This is a genomic window from Pseudooceanicola lipolyticus, from assembly GCF_002786325.1.
GTDB classification, from domain to species: domain Bacteria; phylum Pseudomonadota; class Alphaproteobacteria; order Rhodobacterales; family Rhodobacteraceae; genus Pseudooceanicola_C; species Pseudooceanicola_C lipolyticus.
In genome coordinates this window covers 1-608 of sequence record NZ_PGTB01000424.1, presented here as the reverse complement: position 1 = coordinate 608, position 608 = coordinate 1, and the positions used below count along the sequence as shown (strand labels likewise).

At 64.5% G+C, this 608-nt stretch carries 1 protein-coding gene; it reads left to right on the top strand.

The window, feature by feature from the left end; all coding sequences use genetic code 11:
- Window positions 1–86: 86 nt before the first annotated feature.
- On the top strand, window positions 87–497 hold the full coding sequence (locus tag CVM52_RS28260) for a histone H3 (protein ID WP_039311726.1): 411 nt from the start codon (window positions 87–89) through the stop codon (window positions 495–497).
- Window positions 498–608 lie beyond the last annotated feature (111 nt).

The window sequence follows — 608 nt, the reverse complement described above, 5'->3', positions numbered from 1 at the left end:
GTCCTGGCATCCGCAGAGAGTTTGTTCCGTCCAGGCAACCAAAAAGCGTTGCCCCGCCGCGCAGAGGAAGAAGAGAGCAGAGGAGGATGGCTCGTACGAAGCAGACCGCCCGCAAGTCCACCGGAGGCAAGGCCCCGCGCAAGCAGCTCGCCACCAAGGCGGCGAGGAAGTCGGCGCCGACGACCGGCGGCGTGAAGAAGCCCCACAGGTACAGGCCCGGCACCGTGGCGCTGCGCGAGATCCGCAAGTACCAGAAGAGCACGGAGCTGCTGATCCGGAAGTTGCCCTTCCAGCGCCTGGTCCGTGAGATCGCTCAGGACTTCAAGACGGATCTGCGGTTCCAGAGCCACGCCGTCCTGGCGCTCCAGGAGGCCGCCGAGGCCTACCTCGTCGGTCTGTTCGAGGACACCAACCTCTGCGCCATCCACGCCAAGCGCGTCACCATCATGCCCAAAGACATCCAGCTCGCCCGCCGCATCCGCGGCGAGCGCGCGTAGGCGTATCTCGCGCCCGGCCCCAGTGGCGGCGGAGGGATGGAGGAGTGCAATTTGTAACTTTATGCTGTTTGTTCGCTTTTAGACGGCGTGGCGAAGTAGTGTAAAAACGGC

Bases quoted from the DNA above. Each gene is read 5' to 3' on its own strand.
- CVM52_RS28260 (WP_039311726.1), top strand. From the start codon at position 87: ATGGCTCGTACGAAGCAGACCGCCCGCAAGTCCACCGGAGGCAAGGCC.